The sequence below is a fragment of the Prescottella subtropica genome (assembly GCF_005434945.1).
Lineage (GTDB): Bacteria > Actinomycetota > Actinomycetes > Mycobacteriales > Mycobacteriaceae > Prescottella > Prescottella subtropica.
Window position 1 is genome coordinate 7,733 of sequence record NZ_SKCH01000029.1, and the last position, 16,418, is coordinate 24,150.

Genomic DNA, 16,418 nt, shown 5'->3' on the forward strand with positions numbered 1-16,418 from the left:
GCGGGTGCAGATGCCGGTTCGAGCGGTGGCACCGGTAGTGACGGTGGCACCGACGCGGGTAGTTCCGATCTGACCGCCGGCAGTGGTGACTTGGATTTGGGTAGCGTCGCGCTCCCGGCTCTGGGGAGTCTGGCGATTCCGCTCGGTAGCCTTGCGCTCCCGTTGGGGAGCCTGGCCCTGCCGGTCCTCGGTAGCGTCGGTGCTCTCGGCAGTGCCGGCGACGGTGGAAGCACCGGTGGAACCGACGCCGGTAGCTCGGAACTTCCTGCTGGTAGTTCCGATCTGACCACGGGCAGTGGCGACTTCGAACTCGGCGGCCTGTTGACCGGCAGTCTCGGTGACGCGGGTGCAGATGCCGGTTCGAGCGGTGGCACCGGTAGTGACGGTGGCACCGACGCCGGTAGTTCCGATCTGACCGCCGGTAGCGGTGACTTGGATTTGGGTAGCGTCGCGCTCCCGGCTCTGGGGAGTCTGGCGATTCCGCTCGGTAGCCTTGCGCTTCCGTTGGGGAGCCTGGCCCTGCCGGTCCTCGGTAGCGTCGGTGCTCTCGGCAGTGCCGGCGACGGTGGAAGCACCGGTGGAACCGACGCCGGTAGCTCGGAACTTCCTGCTGGTAGTTCCGATCTGACCACGGGCAGTGGCGATCTCGACCTGGGCAGCCTTGCGCTTCCGGCCCTCGGCAGCAGCGGCGACACCGGTGCCGGGGCGGGGGCAGGATCGACCGGCGACGCCGGTAGTTCCGAACTCGGCAGCGCAGCCCTCGGCAGTGCCGCTCTCGGAGGCCTCGCACTCGGCAGCGCCGCTACCGGTGGGGCGACCATCGGTAGCGCAGCCCTCGGTAGCGCCGCACTCGGCAGCACCATCGCCGGCGGCGCCGCCATCGGCAGCGCACTCGAAGGCGGTGGCGGAAGCGGCACCCCCGTCACCGAAGACAAGGACGATCGGGTCGCCCCGATCGCCCGTACCATCGCCGCGACCACCGGCACCCACACCGCCGCCGACGTTGCTGCGCCGGCACCCCGGCGGGGCGGCCAGATCGCCGACATCCCCGTCGGCGGCGTCGAAGCAGGCAGCAAGGGAGCATCCGACGACACCAGCGGCCGCAACGCCCTCCTCGGAACCGCGCTGCTCCTCGCCGCCGCCGCTGCAGGCTCGACTGCGGCCCTCGGACGACACCGCCGCAAGCAGCAGTAGGAACCGAACATCCCGATGAACACCACACCGACAGGCCGACCCCGGCGTATCCGCCGCGGCGGCCTGTCGGTCGTTCTCGCCGCGTGCGCGGCCGTAACGATCACACTGACCGGTTGTGCCGCAACAGGGCCCGTATCCCTCGGCGAACTGCCACCGCAACCCGCCGCCACCACCACAACCAGCGGCGCCATCCCAGCGCCGGTACCGGCACCAGCGTCGTCAGTCACCCTGCGACCCGACCGAATCACCATCCCCGGCATCGGTGTCGACGCCGACCTGATGGACCTCGGACTCGAACCGGACGGCGCCCTCCAAGTGCCCCCGGGGGCATTCCCCGCCGGTTGGTACACCGGATCACCGGTCCCCGGCGACCTCGGACCTGCGATCATCGCCGGACATGTCGACTGGGACGGAGAAACCGGTGTCTTCAACAGACTCCACGACCTCGCACCCGGTGACGAGATCATCACCCACCGCACCGACGGCACCGCACCGGTGTTCCGTGTCAACCGCGTCGACCGCTACGCGAAAACCGCCTTCCCGACCCTCGATGTGTACGGCGACATCGACCATCCCGGACTCAGGCTCATCACGTGCGGTGGCGAATTCGACACTGCTGCAGGAAGTTACCGAGACAACACCGTCGTCTATGCCGACCTCATCGAATGACCGGCTCGGTCAGGCCGACTTCCTGCGGCCCCACCGGAAGTACGACAGCGGACCGAAGACGTTCACGCCGATGATCGCAGCCCACTTGCCCTTACGGCCGTTGATCTGCTCCCGTGGACGACGCGCCAGATCCGCCCACGCGCTCACCGCGAGAACCACCTGCACCGAACCCAGTACGGCGATCACCCCACGCTGCGCAGTGCTCAACTCCGCCCACTTCGTCGTCGCCACGACGGACTCCTCTCGATCCGGGAACCACACGGTCCCGCCACATTCCTACCCGACCGGACGCCGGCACACTTTGTATCGACATTCGTCTCGCACAGTCCACGGCCGGTCGGTAGCGTGTCCGGTAGGCGAGGACCGGACCGGCCCGGGTCGGTGCGAAGTGGGGAGAAACAATGGCTGACCTGGTGCTGTTCGGTGACATTCTGACGATGAACGACACCGTTCCTCGGGCGACGGCCGTGGCCGTCCGGGACGGCCGGATCGTCGCGGTCGGCGCCGACGCCGACGTCGCACCGCACATCGGTCTGCACACCCGCGTCCACGACGTCGGAACCGCCTGCGTCATGCCGGGATTCATCGAAGCGCACGGGCATCCACTCAACGAGGCCGTGATGCTCGGGGAGCCCGTCGTCGACATCCGGCCCGTCACGATCCCCGACGCCGAGGGTGTCCTCGCGGCGATCGCGCAGGCGGTTGCCGAGGCGGGCCCGGACGGCGCCGTCCTCAACGGCTGGGATCCGCTGCTGCAGAAGGGACTCGACGAGCCGGACCTGGCATGGATGAATGCGCAGTCGCCGGACACGCCGCTGATCATCCTGCACAACTCCGGGCACGCCGCCTACTTCAACTCCCGCGCGGCCGCGGCCGCCGGCATCACCGCGGACACCGCGGACCCCGAGGGGGCGCGCTTCGGGCGCGACGACACGGGTGAACTCGACGGCACCGCCTACGAGATGGGTGCGGTCGTCGCGGTCGCCGGACGACTGCTGGTGTCCGCGGCGTCCCGGTTCCCCGAACTCCTCGCCGCCGAATGCGCCCGCATGAACGCCGTCGGCGTCACCACGGTCAGCGAGATGGCGTTCGATCCGGCGATGCGGGGGCCGCTGGCCGCGGCCGTCGACGCCGGGGTGCTCACCACGCGGTTGCGTCTGTACGAAACATCCGGTCCGGCACGGTCGTCCGACGTGGAACCGGGAGAGGGGGACGACCTGGTCCGGCAGGTGGGTATCAAGATCTGGTCGGACGGATCCCCGTGGATCGGGAACATCGCGCTCAGCTTTCCCTACCTCGACACCCCGGCTACCCGCGCGCTGGGGATGGCGTGCAGTCACGGCCACGCGAACTACACCGGTGAGGAACTCCTCGACATCAGCACCCCGTACTTCGAGGAGGGGTGGCAGATCGCGTGTCACGCGCACGGCGACGAGGCCGTCACGATGGTGCTCGACGCGTGGGAGAAGATGCTGGCCGCGCATCCGCGTCCCGACCACCGGTTGCGGCTCGAACACGTCGGGGCGATGCGTCCCGACCAGTTCCGGCGTGCCGCCGACCTCGGGGTCACGGTGAGCCTGTTCGTCGACCACCTCTACTACTGGGGTGACGTCCTGGTCGACGACCTGTTCGGCGGCGACCACGGCGGGCACTGGGCCGCAGCAGGATCCGCGCTCGCGGCCGGCCATCGCATCTCGTTCCACAACGACGGTCCGGTCACGCCGACGAACCCGCTGCGCAACATCGCCGACGCCGTCACCCGGACGTCCCGGGGCGGCAAGGTCCTGGCGCCGGACGAGCGGATCCCCGTCGCGGCGGCGCTGCGCGCGCAGACCGTCGACGCCGCGTGGCAACTGTTCGGGGACGACGGACTCGGGACGATCGAGACCGGCGCGCACGCCGATCTCGTCGTCCTGTCCGCCAACCCGCTCGACGTGGACCCGGAGACGATCGCCGACATCGGGGTACTGGCCACCGTGTTCGCCGGCGACGTCGTGCACGGCAGCCTCGACTGACGAACCGGCTTCCCGTTGGGCGGAACGCCTGCTGCGCCCACCTCGCCACCGGCGTGAAGATGACGCGGATCACAGAATCGGCGTCGGCGAGAGGTGTGGACATGGCTGTTGCAGGGTTCGACGAGGAATTCGATGTCGTCGTCGCGGGGACCGGGGCTGCAGGATCGGCCGCCGCGCTCGCCGCGTACGAGGCCGGCGCGCGCGTGCTGGTCGTCGACAAGTGCGACGCGGCGACCGCGGGCGGCAACACCCGCGTCTCCGGCGGCGGCTGGTGGGTCAACCGCGACGCCGAGCGCGCCCGGACGTTCCTGCGGTCGCTCAGTGGCGACTTCCCGGTCGCCGACGACGTCGTCGACGCCTGGGCCACCGAGACCGTCGACGTGTCCCGCTGGTTGAAGGAACTCGGCGCGGACGTCGCGATGAGCGGCGACTACCACACCGAACCCGAATACCTCGAGCTCGACGGCAGCGACTGCTACGCGGGCATGGACACCGTCGCCGGACGCATGGGAAACCAACTCCTGCACGGGTTCCTGCGGAGTGCACTCGCCGAACGCGGCATCGAGACCCGTTTCTCGACCCCGGCCGTCGAGTTGATCGTCGAGAACGGCACGGTCGTCGGCGTCGAGGTCGAGGGGAGCGACGGCCGGCACCGCATCCGGGCGCGTGGCGGCGTCGTCCTCGCCACCGGCGGGTTCGCGGCCGATCCGACGATGGTGCGTGACTACCTGCGCGTCCGGGACCACGTGCTGTGGGGGTCACCGGCCTCCACCGGGGACGGGCACCGCATGGCGCAGGCCGTCGGCGCCGACCTGTGGCACATGGACAACATGATGACCATCACCGGCGTCCGTGGCGACGACGAGCACGGCCACTACCTGGCGCTCTGGAACGCGAACAACTATCTGTGGGTGGCCGACGACGGCCGCCGGTTCGTCGACGAGGCCGCCGAACCCAAGCACGGGCACGTCCGCCGTGGCGGTGCGTACGAACTGTTCCCGCTGCGCCCGTTCCATCTGGTGTTCGACGAGCAGATGCGCACCGCCGGGCCGCTCAGCCCGTCCCCGGACGTGCTGCCGGTCGGCTGGAACATGCTGATGAAGGGGGTGCGGTGGAGCGCCGACAACAGCGACGAGATCGCCAAGGGTTGGATCGTCCGGGCCGACACGATCGTCGGACTCGCCGTCGAACTCGGTGTCGACCCGGTGACGCTCGAACGCACCGTCACGTCGTACAACGCGGCGTGCGCGGCCGGACACGACGACCGTTTCGGGCGCGCACCCGAGACGCTCGGGGCTGTCACCGAGGGCCCGTTCTACGCGTTGACGGTCCGTCCGCTGCTCGGCTGGAGCAACGGCGGCCCGCGACGGGACGGCCGGGCCCGGGTCGTCGACACGCGCGGTGCGGCGATCGGCGGCCTGTATGCGGCCGGTGAGCTGAGTTCGACCTACAGTTGGTGCAAGGACGGCGGGTTCCACATTGCGGATGCGCTCGTGTTCGGTCGGGTGGCCGGACGTGACGCGGCCGCACGGGCCACCGGTGTCGGGTCCGGCGGCGCCAGCCGATAGCATCCACGTCGGCCTACCGACAGTGTGATGGGAGCGGGTGTAGCAGGTGCAGGAGTCTCAGCGTGGGGGCGACACGGCGCAGGTCGGGTCGATCGCCCAGCTTCCGCCCTACACGGAGCTGCTGTGGCCGACCCTGCAGGCGCTCATCGCCCTCGGCGGTTCGGCGTCCAACCACGAACTCGACGGCGCGGTCGTCGAACGGGAGGGCTGGTCGCCTGAGGTGCAGGAGATCCTGCACGGCGCGGGCCCCGGCACCGAGGCTGAATATCGATTGGCTTGGGCGCGAACGTATCTCAAGGGAATGGGGCTGATCGCGAACAGTCGCCGTGCCGTGTGGACGGTCACGAAGCAGGGACGCGAGGTCGCGGAACGCGAGATCCGGCCCCTGCTCGTGACCTTCACCTCGGACAAGCGTCGGCAGCGGCTCGAGCGGAAGGCCGGTGCCGCTGATACGCAGGCGCTTCCGCTGGCCGGCGGGGTGTTGTCGGAGGACGAATCGCCCGGGGACGACGCGGACACCGCGGTCTGGAAGAACGCGGCGCTCGAGTCGGTCCTGCGGATGTCGTCGAACGGTTTCGAACGCCTGATCCAGCGACTGCTGCGCGAGGCCGGATTCTCGACCGCCACGATCACCGGACGGGGCGTCGACGGCGGTATCGACGGCATCGGCATGTGCCAGATCTCGTTGCTGAGTTTTCCGGTGGCGTTCCAGTGCAAGCGGATCAACGGCAGCGTCGGGGTCGGTGCGGTACGGGATCTGCGCGGTGCGATGGCGGGGCGCGGCGAGAAGGGGTTGCTCATCACCACGGGCACCTTCACCAGCGAGGCCCGGGCCGAATCCCGGCGTGACGGGGCTCCTCCCGTCGACCTCATCGACGGCGACCGGCTGTGCGAACTCCTCAAGGAACACGCGCTCGGCGTGTGCACGACGACCCGTGTGGTCGAGGACGTCACGGTGCAACCGGACTTCTTCGTGGGTCTCGGATCGGACTGACCGTCCGCGTCGCCGATGTGGCAGACGAAACCGGACCGGCTGTGGTGGAATAGGCGTCGAATCGAACAGGGCCCGAACCGAATCGGTGCGGGCAGGCCAGTCACAGCGATGCCGGATGCTGCCGGTGATGCGAGGTTTGCAGGTGCAGGTTTCCAGACGAGGATTGTTCCGGATCGCCGCCGCCGGCACCGCTGCCGCGGGCCTGGCGGCCGTCGCCGGACCGTCGATCGCGAACGCCGGTCCGGCCACACTCGTCGACTACTCGGCCGGGGTGCCGTCGCCCCTGTCCATCCGTGCTGCCGGTCACGTCGGTGCCATCCGCTACGTCTCCGACCGCCGGCCCGGCGCCGGGTGGATGCTCGGCAAGCCGATGCAGTTCGGTGAGGCCGCCGCGATGGCCGCGACGGGCCTGCAGATCGTCTCCTGCTACCAGCTCGGCAAGGGCGAGACCTCGGACTGGCGCGGCGGCTACGATGCCGGCATCCGGCACGCCCGCCGCGGCCTGGAACTGCACCGCGCCGCCGGTGGTCCCGAGAACTGCCCCGTCTACGCGTCCATCGACGACAACCCGTCGGGCTGGGAACTGACCAACCTGATCACCCCGTACCTGCGCGGGTGGGAGGACGTGCTGGGGCACACCAACGTCGGTGTGTACGGCAACTCGCCCACCATCGACCACTGCCTGCGGACCGGTGTCGGATCCTGGTTCTGGCAGCACAACTGGGGCACCCCCGCCGGGTACGTCCATCCGGCCGCGCATCTGCACCAGTTCGAGATCGACAAGCGCAAGATCGACGGCATCGGCGTCGACGTCAACTCGATCCTCAAGCCGAACTACGGCCAGTGGTCGGCGAGCAAGCCGTTCTTCCTGTCCTGACCCGCAAACGTAAAGCTAAGGTAAGGGCATGTCTGTCGTCTACAACATCCTCGTCGCCGTCCACCTGCTCGGCATGGCCGCGATCGTCGGTGGCTACCTCGCGGTCCTGAAGGCCCCCCGGATCAGTGAGGTGATGGTGTGGGGTGCCCGCATCCAGCTGCTGTCCGGCCTGATCATCGTCGGACTCGGCGAGGCCGTCGAGTCGCTGGGCAAGGACTACGACCACGCCAAGATCGGCGTCAAGCTGCTCATCAGCCTGGCCGTCGTCGCCGTCGCGGAGATCGGCCGCGCCCGGCAGAAGCGTGGCGAAGCCAACCCCAACTTCGCGCACGTCGTCGGCGGACTCGCGATCGCCAACGCGCTGATCGCGGTGCTCTGGACCAGCTACTGACGATCCGACGCAACGGCAGCGGGCGCCCTCCACGCGGAGGGCGCCCGTCGTCGTTTCTCCCGATGTCAGCCGGCGATCCGCGCCATCTTCTCCATCCAGACCCGCGCCTCGTCGGGCAGGTTCCCGGACGCCTCCGCGCGGGCACACCACTTCCGTGTCGCCGCCAGGAAGTTCATCGGGTTGTAGGCGTCCTCCTCGTGCGACCACAGGTTGTCGCCCGCGTAGTGCAGGATCGTGATGTTCGGGGCGCCGTGCACGCTGCCGTCGCCCGGATCCTCCATCGGGTTCTGCACCTCGCACACCACCCAGCCGCGCGCCTCGTCGATCACATACCAGGAGACGGGGAACGACGTCATCCGGGTGGCCGGGAACGACGTCATCGTCCGCGTCACCCAGCGACGGATCTCCTCGCGACCGGAGAACTGCCCGTACCCGTGTTCGTTGTAGGTCGCGTTCTCGGTGAACATGTCGGCGAAGTGGTTCCAGTCGCCGGTCCGCGTCGCCTGCACGACGGTCTTCTGGTAGTTCTCGAACGCGGTCTCGAGTTCGTCGCGGGTCCACGCCATCCCTGCGCTCCTCCTGCTCGGTAGCGGTCGTCCCGCCGCGCCGGCGGGGCTCCTGCAACCTAACCCATGAATGGAACACGTTTCAGTTGTTCGCCGGAATCCGGATGAACCGGTCACGGTGAAACGCGGTAGGGTCGCGGCCCGATACGTCCGACAACACCCACCTACGATCCGGAGGCTCCCGTGGAATTCCTCATGAACCTGCTGTACTCGATCGCCGGCAACCTGTACATCGGTTCCTCGGACGCGCTGACCGGCGGCTCGTCCAAGGGACAGTCGCAGACTCCGTAACAGGACGCACACCGACGGCCCGCACCGGATCGGTGCGGGCCCGTCGGTATGTGCGCAGCAGCAGTCGTCAGGCGCGACGCCTCGCCGTGGGGATCAGCCACGCGAGGACGAGGGCGACGACCGCGGCGACGATCGCGATCACGAACGTCGTGCGGAAGGCGTCCAGTGTCGGGATCGTAGCGGTGCCGATCGTGATCGTCATGCCGGCGAGGACGACGCTGACGACCGCCGCGGCGGTCGAGGTGCCGATCGAGCGCATCAGCGCGTTGAGACCGTTGGCGGCGGCCGTCTCGGACAGGGGTACGGCACCGACGATGAGGGCCGGCATCGCCGAGTAGGTCAGGCCGATACCCGCACCGATGATCATCCCCGCGAGCATGATCAGCCACACGGCGGAGGAGAAGGTGTACACGAACAGGTAGCCGCAGCCGAGGAGGACGGATCCCACCATGAGGGTGAAGCGCGGCCCGCGCCAGGCCGAGATCCTCGCGGACACCGGGGACAGCGCCATCATCACCAGACCGCCGGGGGCGAGCACGAGACCGGTCGTGACCATCGACAGGCCGAACCCGTAACCGGTGGACTCGGGCGCCATCAGTAACTGGGGGAGCGTCAGCGAGTTGCCGTACATGCTGAACCCGACGGCGATCGACGCCAGATTCGTGAACAGCACGTGCGGCCGCGCCGACACCCGCAGATTCACCAGGGGGTGCGCGGTGCGCATCTGGAGCACACCCCATCCGAGGAACACCACGGCCGACGCGGCCAGCAGGCCCAGCGTCAGGGGAGCACTCCAGCCCCACGTGCCGCCCTTGGTGATGGGGAGCAGCAGCAGGATCAGGGCCGCGCTGAGGCCGACGGCCCCGACGGCGTCGAACCGGCCGGGGTTGCGTACCGGGGATTCGGGAATGACGATCACTGCGATCACGGTGCACACCAGGCCCAGGCCGGCGGCCATCCAGAACAGCACGTGCCAGTCCGCGACCTGTGCGACCGCCGCCGCGACCGGGAATCCGACCGCGCCACCGACACCGAGCGTCGCGCTGACGACGGCCATCGCGCCGGCGACCTTCTTCGGGGGGAGTTCGTCCCGCAGGATGCTGATGCCCAGGGGGATGACGCCCACCGACGCGCCCTGCAGCGCGCGCCCGACGACCAGGGGGATCAGCGAGTTCGCGAACGCGCACACCACCGATCCGACGACGACGAGCAGCAGACTCGCGACCAGGATGCGTTTCTTGCCGTACATGTCGCCGAGGCGTCCGCTGATCGGGGTGACGACCGCGGCCGCGAGGAGTGTGGCGGTGATCGCCCACGACGCGTCGGCGGGGGTGGTGGAGAGCAGGTGGGGCAGTTCCGGAATGACCGGGACCACGAGGGTTTGCATGAGGGCGACGACGATGCCGCACAACCCGAGGGTGGCGACGATGGGAGTGCCGGACCGGGGTTCGGTCGGGGCCGTCGTCGCCGAAGCGACGGATGAGGTCAAGTGGTGCTCCTCGGAAAGCGGCAGAGAAAGTAATCAACGAAGCAAGGGTGTGTACGCTACACATCATGTGCAGTGTGCACAATACTGGTTGGGAGGATGAACGCCGTGCCCGAAGACGCTCGTGTGACAGCCGACATCGAGTTCGAGCTGACATTGATGTCGCGTTACCACACGATGTCGCGGCAACGGGGCGACCAGAAACTCGAACGATCCGCGTACCTGATCCTGGGTCGACTCGAACTCGAACCGCCGATGAGCCTGAAGGAACTGGCGGAGGCGTTCCGCCTGGACATCTCGACGATCAACCGGCAGGTCGGCGCGCTCCAGCGCAACGGATTCGTCGAACGTCTCGCGGATCCGGACGGCGGTGTCGCCCGCAAGATCCGGCCCACGGCGAAAGGTCTCACGCAACTACACGAAGACCGTGACCTCAATCGGCACGGTATCGGGAGCGTGCTCGAGCGCTGGTCGGGCGACGACATCCGGGACCTGCGCGACCTGCTGACCCGATTCAACCGGGACATCGAACAGATCGAGGGCCAGCTCTGGCCCCGGCCCGACGCGGCGGGCGGTCAGGACTGCACGTGACCCGCCGGCACATCGGTGAGCTCGGATTCGTCCGGGACGACGACGAGCGGCGGACGCTCGTCGGGGGCATGGCCGACTCCGCGCCACGACAGCAGTGACCACCGGGACAGACCGGACAGGGCCGAACCGATGCTGCCGAACGACAGCGACGACAGCACCGACCCGGCCGACCCGATGGATCCGACGGACAGGATCGAGCCGACGCTGCCGACGGACAGGATCGAGCCGACGCTGCCGATCGACAGGATCGAGCCCTCCGAGCGGATCGACAGGATCGACCGCCGCGAACGACGCGACCGGATCGAACACGTATCTGCGGGCATGCCCCGGTCTACCACGGCCGGACCGGCCGTGACCAGCACGGAACGGCGTCAGGCGACCGCGAACATGCCGATCGTCGGCAGGAAGCTGCACGTGATCGGGGCGGCACCGTCCGGTTCGGTGGTCAGCGACCCCGAGATCACGGCCAGGACGCGGCCCGGGCCGGTGTTCGCGATCGCGGAGAGCGTGGCCGGGCCGTCCGGGTTGATCCGGGCCTCGGTCGTCAGATTCTGGGTTTCCCGGCGCCCGTTGTCGACGTTGATCCACGACACCGTCATGCCCTGGTTCGGGGCGGCCTTCGCCGTGCCGAGGGCGGTGAAGACGAATCCGGCCTGGCCGGCGGCCGGTCCCGGCGGAGGCAGGGTGGCGGGGCCGGGGACCGCGAGGGCGGTGCCGACCGAGTCGCTCGCCGGGGCGATGCAGCCCTTGCCGACGGTCGGGTAGAGGAACTGGGCGATCGGCGGGCCGTCCTGCGGGATCTCCGGTCCGCCGCCGCCGCTGCCGTCGAGGAACGTGATGACACGCTCGAGCGTCGACTTCAACTCCGGCGGCAGGTTGGCGCCCTCGAGCAGGATGCGGGCCTGCGCGAGCAGGTCGGCCTTGGCGTCGACGTCGGTGATGTCGGCCGGGGCCGCGACCGCACCCATGATGGCCGGGGCGAGCGAGGCGAGTGCCTCGACCGGCATGCCCTCGGGGAGTCCGGGCGGGGTGGGCTGTGCGGTTGCGGTTGCGGGGACTGCGAGCGCAGCCGCGGCCACGACCGCGCACGCGGTGATCACTCGGCGCATTCCTCGGTTACGAATCACAGTTCCCATCCTTTACGTACGACCCGATCGTGACCTACGTCGCGTGCAGTCTATGCATGCTGTGACGTCACTGCCATGGCCCCGTGACCATATCCCGTTACTGATGGGGAGTAAGTGAACTTTGATTCAACTGTTACGCATGGGCAAAGCATTTTCCGGCAGCTCTTCCCCACGCGTTACGCTGACGCGACTCCGGGTCCGCCCCGCCGTCGCGCCACACTGGGTGCGCCCAGCCACACGATCACGGGAGAGCACCAGTCAGTGTCGGAGCAGTCACTCGCCGAGCGCGGATTTCGCAGGCACGCCGGGTGGCCCCGGCTCCTCCACTGGGCCCCCCTGGTCCTCGTCGTGTCGGTCCTGGCGCGGCTGCTGTGGACGATCCTGACGCCCAACGGCCTCAACTTCGTCGACCTGCACGTCTACGTCGACGGTTCGGCGGCCCTGCTGCGCGGTGACCTCTACGCGTTCACCTACGCCGAGGACACCCCGGACTTCCCGCTGCCGTTCACCTATCCGCCGTTCGCGGCGCTGGTGTTCCTGCCACTGCACTACCTGCCGTTCGGCCTGGTCGGGCTGCTCTGGCAGGTCGGCACCGTGGCCGCGCTGTTCTTCGTCGTCCGGATCAGCCTCGAACTGCTGCTCGGCGACACCGCGCGCAGCCGGCACTGGCAGTCGGTCGCCATGTTGTGGACGGCGGTCGGGGTGTGGAGCGAACCGGTCCGCACCACCCTCGACTACGGCCAGGTCAACGTCTTCCTCGTGCTCGGCGCGATGCTCGCGGTCCGCAGCACCCGGTGGTGGGTGTCCGGCGGCATCGTCGGCGCGCTCGCCGGCATCAAGCTGACCCCGGCCGTGACCGGGCTGTACTTCCTCGCGCAACGACGGTGGCGGGCAGCGATCTTCTCGGCGGTCGCATTCGCCGGCACCGTCGCGGTCAGCTACCTCGTGATCGGGTCGCAGGCGCGGGACTACTTCACCACCAAGTTCGGGGACGCCGACCGGATCGGCCCCGTCGGCTCGGCGTGGAACCAGTCGCTGCGCGGCGCGCTCAGCCGTCTCGCCGGTCACGATGTCGGCACCGGGCCGGTGTGGATCGCCGGCGTCGCACTCGCGGCGGTGCTCGCGTTCGCGGCGTGGCGGGCACTGGACCGCGGCGACCGACTCGGCACGCTGGTGCTCGTGCAACTGCTCGGCCTGCTGATCTCACCGATCTCGTGGGTACACCATTGGGTGTGGGTGCTGCCGATGCTGATCTGGTTGCTCCACGGCCCGTACCGGCGACTGCTCGGCACCCGGATCGTCGCCGCGGCCTGGCTCGTCGTCACGGTCGTCGGGGTGCCGTGGGTGCTGCAGCGACTCGAGGGCGAGGCGATCTCCCGGCCCGGCGGGCTCGCGTGGGCGGGGACGGTGAACGTGCTCGGTGCGCTCGTGGTGTTCGGGTGGGTGGCGTACGCCGGACGCCGTGCGGCCGCTACGCCGACGCCGCCAGCGTGTCGATCCGCCGCGCCAGTTCCAGATCCGCGGTCGTGATCCCGCCCGCGGAATGCGTCGACAGCGTGTACGTCACGGTGCGCCAGCGGATGTCGATGTCGGGATGGTGGTTCAGTGACTCCGCTGCCTCGGCGACCCGGTCGACCAGGGTGATCGCGGCCGGGAAACCCGCCGATTCGATCGCCCGGACGAGGGAGGCGCCGTCGCGGCGCCAGTGCGGCAGGTCGGTGAGTGCGGAATCGATCTCGGGGTCGGACAGCAACTCGGCCATATCTCATGATGGTGCGCCGGCGAGGAGGTTGCAATGAGCGGGGAGCGGGAGGTCGTCGCGGCCGCGGTGATCCGGGACGGCCGGCTGCTGCTCGCGCAGCGCACCCGGCCGCCGGAGTTGGCGGGTCTGTGGGAACTGCCGGGCGGCAAGGTCGAGCCGGGGGAGACGCCCGCCGCCGCGCTGCGCCGGGAACTGGTCGAGGAACTCGGTGTCGTGGCGGTGGCGGGGGAGCGGATCGGTGCCGACGTGCCGCTGCGGGACGGTCTGGTGCTGCGGGCCTATCGGGCCACGCTGGTCGACGGAGATCCCCGGCCGCTCGACCATGCGGCGCTGCGCTGGGTGGACGCCCGGGAACTGCGGGAGATCGCGCTCGTCGGCAACGATCGTGGCTGGGTGCCGGACCTGGTGGCTCTGCTCGGCGGGTGACGCTCAGGCCGCGCGGGCCTTCTTCAGGCCCTTCTTGAGTTCCTTCTTGGTGGCGCCGTCGTTCTCGAGTTTCTTCATCCGCATGATCACGACGGGGCACTTGAGGCAGCGGGTCTTCTTGCGGCAGCACTTCTTCTTGGGCTTGAGGCCGGACACGTCCTTGGCCTTCACCTTTCCCTTGCCCATGTGTGCGACCGGCCTTCCTACCCGAACACGACGCCCGAACGACCGCCTCGCAAGTTAGCGTACCCTCATTCGCGGGTGTCGCCCAGGCGTTTCCGGGCCAGTGGCGGATATCACGATTCGCAGGTCGCGGCCCGGTTTTCCGGGCGGCGATGTGGGCGGATCCCATCCGGGCAGGTAGGGTATTCGCTGGCCGCAATGCCTCCGTCGGCACAGATGTCGTGATCTTTCCAGCGACGTTCGATGTGCTCCAGACGGGAGGGATCGCGAATGGGACATCATGCATGCGCGCAGCGGCAGCCATATTGCCGTGCGACACCAATCTCGCGTGGCCCACGTCAGCAGCCAGGAGAACGCCCCGCGTGAGCACCAGCAACTTCCGTAACGTCGCCATCGTCGCGCACGTCGACCACGGCAAGACCACCCTCGTCGACGCCATGCTGCGCCAGTCCGGCGCCTTCGCCGAGCGCGCCGAGCTGGTCGACCGCGTCATGGACTCCGGTGACCTCGAACGCGAGAAGGGCATCACCATCCTCGCGAAGAACACCGCCGTCCACCGCCACAACGCCGACGGCACCGTCACCGTCATCAACGTCATCGACACCCCCGGTCACGCCGACTTCGGTGGCGAGGTCGAGCGCGGCCTGTCCATGGTCGACGGCGTCGTCCTGCTCGTCGACGCGTCCGAGGGCCCGCTGCCGCAGACCCGTTTCGTGCTGCGCAAGGCGCTCTCCGCGTCGCTGCCGGTCATCATCGTCGTCAACAAGACGGACCGCCCCGACGCCCGCATCGAAGAGGTCGTCACCGAGGCGCAGGACCTGCTCCTCGACCTGGCATCCGACCTGGACGACGAGGCTGCCGCGGCCGCCGAGGCGCTGCTGGACCTGCCGGTCCTGTACGCGTCGGGCCGCGAGGGCAAGGCGTCGATGAACCAGCCGGAGAACGGCCAGGCCCCCGACACCGAGAACCTCGACGTGCTGTTCGACGTCCTCATGGAGCACGTCCCGGCGCCGAAGGGCGACGAGGCCGCACCGCTGCAGGCCCACGTCACCAACCTCGACGCCTCCGACTTCCTCGGCCGTCTCGCGCTCGTCCGCATCCACAACGGCGAGCTCCGCAAGGGCCAGCAGGTCGCGTGGATGCACTCCGGCGGCGTCAAGAACGTCAAGATCACCGAACTGCTCAAGACCGTCGGTGTCAGCCGTGAGCCCGGTGAGGTCGCCGTCGCCGGTGACATCGTCGCCGTCGCCGGTATCCCCGAGATCATGATCGGCGACACCCTCGCCGACACCGAGAACCCGGTCGCGCTGCCGACGATCAGCGTCGACGAGCCGGCCATCTCCGTGGTCATCGGCACCAACACGTCGCCGCTCGTCGGCCGCGTCAAGGGCCACAAGCTCACCGCCCGCATGGTCAAGAGCCGCCTCGACTCCGAGCTGATCGGCAACGTGTCGCTGCGCGTCCTCGACATCGGCCGCCCCGACGCGTGGGAGGTCCAGGGCCGTGGCGAGCTGGCACTGGCCATCCTCGTCGAGCAGATGCGTCGTGAGGGCTTCGAGCTCACGGTCGGCAAGCCGCAGGTCGTCACGAAGCACGTCGACGGCAAGCTGCACGAGCCGTTCGAGGAGCTGACCATCGACACCCCCGAGGAGCACCTCGGCGCGATCACCCAGCTGCTGGCCAACCGCAAGGGCAAGATGGTCCAGATGACCAACCACGGCACCGGCTGGGTCCGGATGGAGTTCATCGTCCCGTCGCGTGGCCTGATCGGTTTCCGCACCGACTTCCTCACCGAGACCCGCGGCACCGGTATCGCCAACGCCGTCTCGCACGGCTACGGCCCGTGGGCCGGCGAGATCCGCGCCCGCCACACCGGCTCGCTGGTCTCCGACCGCACCGGCACGGTCACCCCGTTCGCGATGATCCAGCTCTCGGATCGTGGCACGTTCTTCGTCGACCCCGGCGTCGACACCTACGAGGGCATGGTCGTGGGCATCAACCCGCGTGCCGAGGACCTCGACATCAACGTCACCAAGGAGAAGAAGCTCACCAACATGCGTGCGGCGAGCGCCGACAACACGGAGACCCTCGCCAAGCCGATCGAGTTGACGCTCGAGTCCGCGATGGAGTTCTGCGCCGCCGACGAGTGCGTCGAGGTCACCCCCGAGGTGATCCGCGTCCGCAAGCTGCACCTGTCGCAGACCGACCGCGCCCGTGAGCGTTCGCGCGCGAAGTCGCGTGACAAGGCCGCACTGTAAAGTGCGCTGACGCGCCTGTG

18 protein-coding genes are annotated in these 16,418 nt (G+C 69.0%); 11 read left to right on the top strand and 7 right to left on the bottom strand.

Features of this window, described 5'->3' with window-relative positions:
• The coding region (locus E0497_RS20905) for a hypothetical protein (RefSeq protein WP_241665959.1) at positions 1-1,194 on the top strand (1,194 nt) is incomplete at its 5' end.
• A gap of 15 nt (positions 1,195-1,209) precedes the next feature.
• Positions 1,210-1,863, top strand: coding sequence for a class F sortase (locus E0497_RS18215; protein WP_137726213.1), 654 nt, complete (start codon positions 1,210-1,212; stop codon positions 1,861-1,863).
• 9 nt (positions 1,864-1,872) lie between these two features.
• Here the strand turns inward: E0497_RS18215 and E0497_RS18220 are convergent, their stop codons facing one another.
• Entirely contained in the window at positions 1,873-2,094 is a 222-nt protein-coding gene (locus tag E0497_RS18220) for a PLDc N-terminal domain-containing protein (protein ID WP_137726214.1), read from the bottom strand.
• Between the two features lie 170 nt (positions 2,095-2,264).
• Between E0497_RS18220 and E0497_RS18225 the strand changes: the two genes are divergently transcribed.
• The 5 genes from E0497_RS18225 (at position 2,265) to E0497_RS18245 (ending at position 7,708) form a co-directional block, all read left to right on the top strand.
• Positions 2,265-3,878, top strand: a complete 1,614-nt coding sequence (locus E0497_RS18225; RefSeq protein WP_137726215.1) for an amidohydrolase — start codon at positions 2,265-2,267, stop codon at positions 3,876-3,878.
• A 101-nt stretch (positions 3,879-3,979) separates the two neighbouring features.
• A complete protein-coding gene (locus E0497_RS18230; protein WP_137726216.1) occupies positions 3,980-5,446 on the top strand; it encodes an FAD-dependent oxidoreductase in 1,467 nt (488 codons plus the stop codon).
• A 91-nt stretch (positions 5,447-5,537) separates the two neighbouring features.
• Positions 5,538-6,440 carry a restriction endonuclease gene (locus E0497_RS18235; RefSeq protein WP_137726245.1) on the top strand — a complete coding sequence of 301 codons (903 nt, stop codon included), beginning with the start codon at positions 5,538-5,540 and terminating at the stop codon, positions 6,438-6,440.
• Between the two features lie 142 nt (positions 6,441-6,582).
• Entirely contained in the window at positions 6,583-7,317 is a 735-nt protein-coding gene (locus tag E0497_RS18240; protein ID WP_338325482.1) for a DUF1906 domain-containing protein, read from the top strand.
• Positions 7,318-7,345: 28 nt separating this feature from the next.
• Complete coding sequence (locus tag E0497_RS18245) at positions 7,346-7,708, top strand: hypothetical protein (protein ID WP_137726218.1); 363 nt, start codon at positions 7,346-7,348, stop codon at positions 7,706-7,708.
• A 65-nt stretch (positions 7,709-7,773) separates the two neighbouring features.
• Here the strand turns inward: E0497_RS18245 and E0497_RS18250 are convergent, their stop codons facing one another.
• Positions 7,774-8,274, bottom strand: coding sequence for a nuclear transport factor 2 family protein (locus E0497_RS18250; RefSeq protein WP_137726219.1), 501 nt, complete (start codon positions 8,272-8,274; stop codon positions 7,774-7,776).
• A gap of 358 nt (positions 8,275-8,632) precedes the next feature.
• Positions 8,633-10,054: an MFS transporter gene (locus E0497_RS18255; protein WP_137726220.1), complete on the bottom strand. Its 1,422-nt coding sequence runs from the start codon at positions 10,052-10,054 to the stop codon at positions 8,633-8,635.
• A gap of 96 nt (positions 10,055-10,150) precedes the next feature.
• Between E0497_RS18255 and E0497_RS18260 the strand changes: the two genes are divergently transcribed.
• Positions 10,151-10,642, top strand: coding sequence for a MarR family winged helix-turn-helix transcriptional regulator (locus E0497_RS18260; protein ID WP_137726221.1), 492 nt, complete (start codon positions 10,151-10,153; stop codon positions 10,640-10,642).
• Here the strand turns inward: E0497_RS18260 and E0497_RS18265 are convergent.
• Together E0497_RS18265 and E0497_RS18270 are read right to left on the bottom strand one after the other, a co-directional pair.
• Complete coding sequence (locus E0497_RS18265; protein WP_137726222.1) at positions 10,627-10,965, bottom strand: hypothetical protein; 339 nt, start codon at positions 10,963-10,965, stop codon at positions 10,627-10,629. The two genes, E0497_RS18260 and E0497_RS18265, sit on opposite strands and share 16 nt — an antisense overlap.
• Positions 10,966-11,013: 48 nt before the next feature.
• Positions 11,014-11,751, bottom strand: coding sequence for an Rv1157c family protein (locus E0497_RS18270; RefSeq protein ID WP_137726246.1), 738 nt, complete (start codon positions 11,749-11,751; stop codon positions 11,014-11,016).
• 279 nt (positions 11,752-12,030) lie between these two features.
• On the opposite strand from E0497_RS18270, the gene E0497_RS18275 reads away from it, so the two are divergent.
• Positions 12,031-13,299, top strand: coding sequence for a mannosyltransferase (locus tag E0497_RS18275; protein WP_137726223.1), 1,269 nt, complete (start codon positions 12,031-12,033; stop codon positions 13,297-13,299).
• Here the strand turns inward: E0497_RS18275 and E0497_RS18280 are convergent.
• Positions 13,241-13,531: a 4a-hydroxytetrahydrobiopterin dehydratase gene (locus E0497_RS18280; RefSeq protein WP_137726224.1), complete on the bottom strand. Its 291-nt coding sequence runs from the start codon at positions 13,529-13,531 to the stop codon at positions 13,241-13,243. The two genes, E0497_RS18275 and E0497_RS18280, sit on opposite strands and share 59 nt — an antisense overlap.
• 33 nt (positions 13,532-13,564) lie before the next feature.
• On the opposite strand from E0497_RS18280, the gene E0497_RS18285 reads away from it, so the two are divergent.
• Positions 13,565-13,957 (top strand): (deoxy)nucleoside triphosphate pyrophosphohydrolase, encoded by a 393-nt coding sequence (locus E0497_RS18285; protein ID WP_137726225.1) that lies wholly within the window; start codon positions 13,565-13,567, stop codon positions 13,955-13,957.
• A 3-nt stretch (positions 13,958-13,960) separates the two neighbouring features.
• Here the strand turns inward: E0497_RS18285 and E0497_RS18290 are convergent, their stop codons facing one another.
• Positions 13,961-14,143: a hypothetical protein gene (locus E0497_RS18290; protein ID WP_137726226.1), complete on the bottom strand. Its 183-nt coding sequence runs from the start codon at positions 14,141-14,143 to the stop codon at positions 13,961-13,963.
• Positions 14,144-14,502: 359 nt separating this feature from the next.
• Here E0497_RS18290 and typA point away from each other — a divergent pair, with 359 nt between their 5' ends.
• Positions 14,503-16,398 carry a translational GTPase TypA gene (typA, locus tag E0497_RS18295; RefSeq protein ID WP_137726227.1) on the top strand — a complete coding sequence of 632 codons (1,896 nt, stop codon included), beginning with the start codon at positions 14,503-14,505 and terminating at the stop codon, positions 16,396-16,398.
• Positions 16,399-16,418 lie beyond the last annotated feature (20 nt).

What these genes read in the sequence shown, in the direction of transcription:
- E0497_RS18270 (WP_137726246.1), bottom strand. Translation starts at nt 11,751, where the DNA reads ATGCGCCGAGTGATCACCGCGTGCGCGGTCGTGGCCGCGGCTGCGCTC.
- E0497_RS18265 (WP_137726222.1), bottom strand. Translation starts at nt 10,965, where the DNA reads ATGCCCGCAGATACGTGTTCGATCCGGTCGCGTCGTTCGCGGCGGTCG.
- E0497_RS18250 (WP_137726219.1), bottom strand. Translation starts at nt 8,274, where the DNA reads ATGGCGTGGACCCGCGACGAACTCGAGACCGCGTTCGAGAACTACCAG.
- E0497_RS18215 (WP_137726213.1), top strand. Translation starts at nt 1,210, where the DNA reads ATGAACACCACACCGACAGGCCGACCCCGGCGTATCCGCCGCGGCGGC.
- E0497_RS18230 (WP_137726216.1), top strand. Translation starts at nt 3,980, where the DNA reads ATGGCTGTTGCAGGGTTCGACGAGGAATTCGATGTCGTCGTCGCGGGG.
- E0497_RS18285 (WP_137726225.1), top strand. Translation starts at nt 13,565, where the DNA reads ATGAGCGGGGAGCGGGAGGTCGTCGCGGCCGCGGTGATCCGGGACGGC.
- E0497_RS18225 (WP_137726215.1), top strand. Translation starts at nt 2,265, where the DNA reads ATGGCTGACCTGGTGCTGTTCGGTGACATTCTGACGATGAACGACACC.
- E0497_RS18260 (WP_137726221.1), top strand. Translation starts at nt 10,151, where the DNA reads ATGAACGCCGTGCCCGAAGACGCTCGTGTGACAGCCGACATCGAGTTC.
- E0497_RS18280 (WP_137726224.1), bottom strand. Translation starts at nt 13,531, where the DNA reads ATGGCCGAGTTGCTGTCCGACCCCGAGATCGATTCCGCACTCACCGAC.
- E0497_RS18290 (WP_137726226.1), bottom strand. Translation starts at nt 14,143, where the DNA reads ATGGGCAAGGGAAAGGTGAAGGCCAAGGACGTGTCCGGCCTCAAGCCC.
- E0497_RS18245 (WP_137726218.1), top strand. Translation starts at nt 7,346, where the DNA reads ATGTCTGTCGTCTACAACATCCTCGTCGCCGTCCACCTGCTCGGCATG.